At 58.9% G+C, this 4895-nt stretch carries 6 protein-coding genes; 1 reads left to right on the top strand and 5 read right to left on the bottom strand.

The window, feature by feature from the left end; genetic code table 11:
* Window positions 1-51: 51 nt before the first annotated feature.
* From BGI27_RS17420 to BGI27_RS18950, 5 genes are all read right to left on the bottom strand, one after another.
* Complete coding sequence (locus BGI27_RS17420) at window positions 52-579, bottom strand: hypothetical protein (protein WP_143311275.1); 528 nt, start codon at window positions 577-579, stop codon at window positions 52-54.
* Between the two features lie 340 nt (window positions 580-919).
* The gene (gene ampD / locus BGI27_RS17415; protein ID WP_223871894.1) at window positions 920-1501 is read right to left on the bottom strand and encodes a 1,6-anhydro-N-acetylmuramyl-L-alanine amidase AmpD; all 582 of its coding nucleotides are present in this window, start codon (window positions 1499-1501) and stop codon (window positions 920-922) included.
* Complete coding sequence (locus BGI27_RS17410) at window positions 1488-2882, bottom strand: sigma-54-dependent transcriptional regulator (protein WP_095526041.1); 1395 nt, start codon at window positions 2880-2882, stop codon at window positions 1488-1490. The genes ampD and BGI27_RS17410 overlap by 14 nt, the downstream gene beginning before the upstream one ends.
* Window positions 2879-4438 (bottom strand): sensor histidine kinase, encoded by a 1560-nt coding sequence (locus BGI27_RS17405; protein ID WP_095530396.1) that lies wholly within the window; start codon window positions 4436-4438, stop codon window positions 2879-2881. Before BGI27_RS17405 ends, BGI27_RS17410 begins: the two co-directional genes overlap by 4 nt.
* Window positions 4435-4677, bottom strand: coding sequence for a PP0621 family protein (locus BGI27_RS18950; protein WP_095530395.1), 243 nt, complete (start codon window positions 4675-4677; stop codon window positions 4435-4437). The genes BGI27_RS17405 and BGI27_RS18950 overlap by 4 nt, the downstream gene beginning before the upstream one ends.
* Window positions 4678-4788: 111 nt before the next feature.
* Here BGI27_RS18950 and BGI27_RS17400 point away from each other — a divergent pair.
* Window positions 4789-4895 (top strand): transposase (locus BGI27_RS17400; protein WP_141239830.1); only part of this gene is annotated, 107 nt, incomplete at its 3' end.

The following is a 4895-nucleotide window of genomic DNA, read 5'->3' as shown; positions in this document are numbered from 1 at the left end:
TCACACCCAAATTCCAGAATGTAAACACATTCCGGATACTGTGAACAGGCTCTAGGAAACCCGGGGCGATTCAGTCTTCGATGCTGCTTTGGCTGCAGGCGCCTTGGCGCTCACCGGCTTGACTGCAGCCTTTGCCTTGACAGGAGCGGCCTTGGATACAACAGCCTTGGTGGCGGTTTTGGCCGCGGCCTTCACTGGAGTCTTACTTGCACTCGTCTTGCCTGCTGCCTTGGCTGCAGCACCCGTCGGTTTGGAAGCTGCAACTTTCGCCACAGGCTTGGCAGGGGCCGCTTTGGTCGGTACAGCCTTCTTGGCAGCAACCGGTTTGACCGAGCTCTTTGCTGCACTGGCCTTGGCTGGCGTGGCGACAGGCTTACCCACCTTGGCTGCAGGCTTGCTTGCAGGCTTTGCAGCGACCTTGCTTACCGGCGCTGCCTTCGGTTTGGCAACGGCCTTCGCAGGCTTCGCCTTAGCTGTAGCCGCGGTGGCCTTGGGGACGCTTGCAACGGGTTTAGTTGCTTTGGTCTTGGGTGCTGCCGCGGATTTGGCGTCCGCTTTCTTCTTGGTTTGAGTTGCCATGTTCACACCTCCATGGGAAAGCATTGATCAGGTTGGACTACACAACGAACACCGTCCGCGAGGATGCCAAACGGATGGTGAGAGCCGCACCATGCACGTCATGCGAAGAGCCATGCCGGTCATATGATGCGCAAAGTGAAAAGGGGCAAGGAGAAAGAGTCCGCCGCGCTCAGGAATGAGTCGTCTTGGCCGCTCAAGAGGAGCAGCTCGATGCAGTGACTTCGATAAGCGGATTGAAGTACTCACTAGCAGGACGTGGATGCGCGACGCATGAGTTTCATTATCGTTATGCCATGAGTGCGATAAAGGCAAGCATTATTTGCATCCAGCACACCAATGTTCAACGCGATGCCAACGCATCGCAGTGTTGAACCAGCAACTGCGCACGCAGTGTTTCCCAGTTGAAGAATGGGCCGGGATCCGTCTTGCGTCCCGGCGCAACGTCGCTATGCCCGCAGATATCGCGCAATGGCAGCACCAGGCAGAGTTCCCCTAGCAACTGCGCCAGGCAATGGTATTGCGCCATTTCGAAAGGCTGCAAGTCAGAACCTTCCAACTCAATGCCAATAGCATAGTCATTGCAGCGTTCCTGCCCATTACGGGAGGAGACTCCCGCATGCCAGGCTCGACGGCTCAACGGCACGAACTGGATGAGACTGCCATCACGACGGATGAAGAAATGCGCAGACACGCGCAGATGTGCGATCCCCTCATAGTAGGGATGCGCTTTGGGATCGAGACGGTTGGTGAACAGCGCCTCGACTCCGTCGCCTTGGAATTGCTCGGGCGGCAGACTGATGGCATGAATCACCACCAGCCAAGGCTGCACATCACCCGGCCAGGCATCGCAATTCGGGGACGGACTCCGACTGGCCCCCAGATGCCAGCCTGCCACGTCGAAACATGCTTCACTGCCCTGCATCGTCGCGCTTGTCTCCATTCATGCCGAGACGTTCCATGCGGTAGCGCAAGGATCGGAATGTCACCCCCAGTACCCGCGCCGCAGCGGTACGATTGCCCCCCGTCTGCGCCAGGGCTGCATTGATGGCCTCACGTTCAACCTGATCCAGATAGTCCTGCAAGGCAGCCCCTCGCCCCAATGCCGGCATGCTCGCGGCCCCCTCACAATCGACAGGCTCCAGTTGCAGATCGTCGACTTCGATTTCATCTCCCAGACAGAGCGCCATCGCACGCTCAAGGATATTCTCGAGCTCGCGTACATTGCCCGGGAAGGCGTAGTTGCGCAGTGCGGTCAATGCCCGGTCACTCAGGTATGGAACCTGCACGCCAGCTTCAGCGGCCATGCGTTCCAGCATGCCTTGCGCCAGCATCGGGATATCTTCGGCCCGTTCGCGCAACGCCGGCATCTTCAACTCGATCACGTTGAGCCGGTAGAACAGATCCTGACGAAAACGTCCCTGTTCGACGCGCTCACGCAGATTCTGATGCGTGGCTGAAATGATCCGTACATCCACCGGGACCTCCTGTGTGTCCCCCACACGACGTACTCTTTTCTCCTGGATCGCACGCAGCAGCTTGACCTGCATCACCAACGGAAGATCAGCGACCTCGTCTAGGAACAGCGTACCGCCGTCCGCTGCCTGGAAGAACCCCTCGCGATCACTGTCAGCACCTGTAAAAGCACCACGCCGGTAGCCAAAGAACTCGCTTTCCATGAGGTTCTCGGGGATGGCTCCACAGTTGACTCCCACGAAAGGCCGATCTGCACGAGCCCCCAGCGCGTGGATCAAGCGTGCGGCGCGCTCTTTGCCACTCCCCGACTCTCCCGACACATAAACCGGCGCCTGACTGCGTGCCAGGCGCTCAATCATCGAACGAACCTGATCCATGCTGGCTGACGAGCCAGTCAATTGGACAGTTCCTTGCCCTTGCCGGGATTTCGCCCTAGGCACATCCAGCGCAGATTTGACCAAGGCACGCAACTGATCCAGTGCAACAGGCTTGGACAGGTAATCGAAGGCGCCTGCCTTGAGCGCTACGACGGCATTGTCCATACTGCCGTAGGCCGTGATCACGGCGACTGGCAGGTCCCCTCCGCGCTCCGCGATATGCCGCACCACCTGCAAGCCATCGCCATCCGGCAAGCGCATGTCGGTCAGACACAGACGATACTGACGCTCATCCAGCATCCGCAGCGCCTCGGCCACCGATCCTGCGGACTCGACTGCCAGCCCCATGCGCAGCAGCGAGAGCTCCACGAGTTCCCGTATATCCGCTTCATCATCGACGACCAGCACATCGCTGCTGCGCTGCTGCGCTCGCCTGTCCCTGGTTTCGCTCAACTCGCCCTCCTCATGAGCAAATGAAATTCCGCGCCTCTTCCTGATGCAAGCGCCAGGATCAACTCTGCCCCATTGGCTTCCGCCAATTCCCGCGCAGTAAACAGTCCCAACCCCGTACCACGGGGGTCCGAGGTGAAGAAGGGTTCAAAGATCTTGCCACGGTCGTCTTCCGAAATCCCCGGCCCATCGTCGCGAATGGCTAACCGCACATGCACCTCGTCCACATCGGAGATCACGACGCAGATTGCCCCTGGCACATCGGAGGCATACCGCATGGCATTGGCAAACAGATTGGACAGTATCTGATAGAGGTGCAAACGATCGAAGTTGACCATCGCCGGGATGGTGCGCAGCTCGATCCGTTGCACTGAGGCCGACGTCTGCAACGCCAACTCTTCGACAAATCCCCGACAGAATGCCTCCAGATCCATTCGCTCGGGCGTCAATCGATCGCGGCGCCCCACTTCCAACACATCACGCACGATCCGATCAATACGAGCCGAGTTGTCGCGGATGATACGGATCAGCCGCTCCTGCATTTCCTGACGCTTCTCCTCAAGCAGCAACTCGCTGGCATGTAACACCGAAGACAGGGGATTACGGATTTCGTGAGCGATATTGGCCGTCAGACGTCCAAGCGCAGCCAGCTTGAGCTGTTGAGCACGCGCCTGGATGCGCCCCATATCCTCGATATACAACACGGCATCTTCGCCGCCATGCAGCTGCACACGACGCACATGCAATGTGCGGCCGGCACCTTCGCCCAGGCTCACACGCAGTACGCAATCCTCACCCTCGCAGCATCGAGCCAGTTCCGGCGCCTGAATCGCCAGGCCCTCACCCACTTGAAGAGGAACCCCCAGCAGATTGACAGCCCGTGGGTTGAACTGACGCACCAACCCACCCTCGGTCACGACCACCACCCCATCCTGTAACCGCTCGATGACGTGCGCATTAACCCGTACCTGGCGGTCCAGATCAGCCCCACGAGACAACGCCAGCGCCTCATTGGCCAGCGCCCGACGCGCCAGCATGCGCGCCACGATGGCTACCGCAAAAAAACCGACACAGATGATCGCCGACTGAGAATAATCAGCCTCCCCAGGACGATTGGCACTGAACCTCCAGAACGGGTCCAGCAAAACGGTGATGGTCGCCAACGACGCAGCCCCCAAGGCCATACGCCCTTGCCCAACCAGGCCGGCGCCGGCAATAGAAGTCATCATCAGGAAAGGCACACCGCTACGGAAGCCGCCGCTGGCATACATGAAAACCGCCAGCACCAGGATGTCGACACCGACTTGCAGACCCAATGTCCGCTCACCGTATTCGCTGCTGCCTGCGTGCAGCAGGAAGAACGCGCAAGCCATCACCCAATAGGCCACTACAGCCACCAGGAATAAGCCCGGAGCTTCCCGTCCGAAACTGAAGATGCCGCCGAAGATCACGAAGGCACTGGCTACCAGCACCCGATAAAGATTGAAATAGCGGATGGATACGCTGCGCGCCAGCCCCGGCTCAAGCGCGTGGAGAATGGCGGGCACAGCTTGTTTCACCGTTCCTGCTGCGCATGTTCGGCGCAACAGTAAAATTTGCCAGCGGCATACGCCCCTTCACTTTCAGGGACCAACAGGCCGCATCGCACGCAAGCCCTAATCGGCTCGGCCGGCTCCCGATCAACACCAGAAAGCTTAGTGGTTCCTGTGCTTTGCGACGCTGGCTCCTTGCGTAGCCACCAGCGACGCAGGCGATAGATCACGAAAAGCACCAGAAGGAAAAGGATCAGCTTGTGCATGGTCTGGAAGGTCTTTCGAAGACTGGATTCTAGCCCTTAAGTCCAGTCTGAATCGCCCCCGGTTCACTAGACACTTCGAAGCCTTAAGCTGGCAACCAAGTGGAGGTGTCTATGAGTAGCAAGCGATACACGGAAGAGTTCAAGATTGAAGCGGTCAAGCAAGTGACCGATCGCGGACATAGCGTTGCGGACGTTGCCGGGCGACTGGATGTGAGCAT

Origin of the sequence: Candidatus Dactylopiibacterium carminicum (assembly GCF_014736495.1) — a bacterium.
Classification (GTDB): domain Bacteria; phylum Pseudomonadota; class Gammaproteobacteria; order Burkholderiales; family Rhodocyclaceae; genus Uliginosibacterium; species Uliginosibacterium carminicum.
This window is presented reverse-complemented; position numbering and strand designations above follow the sequence as displayed.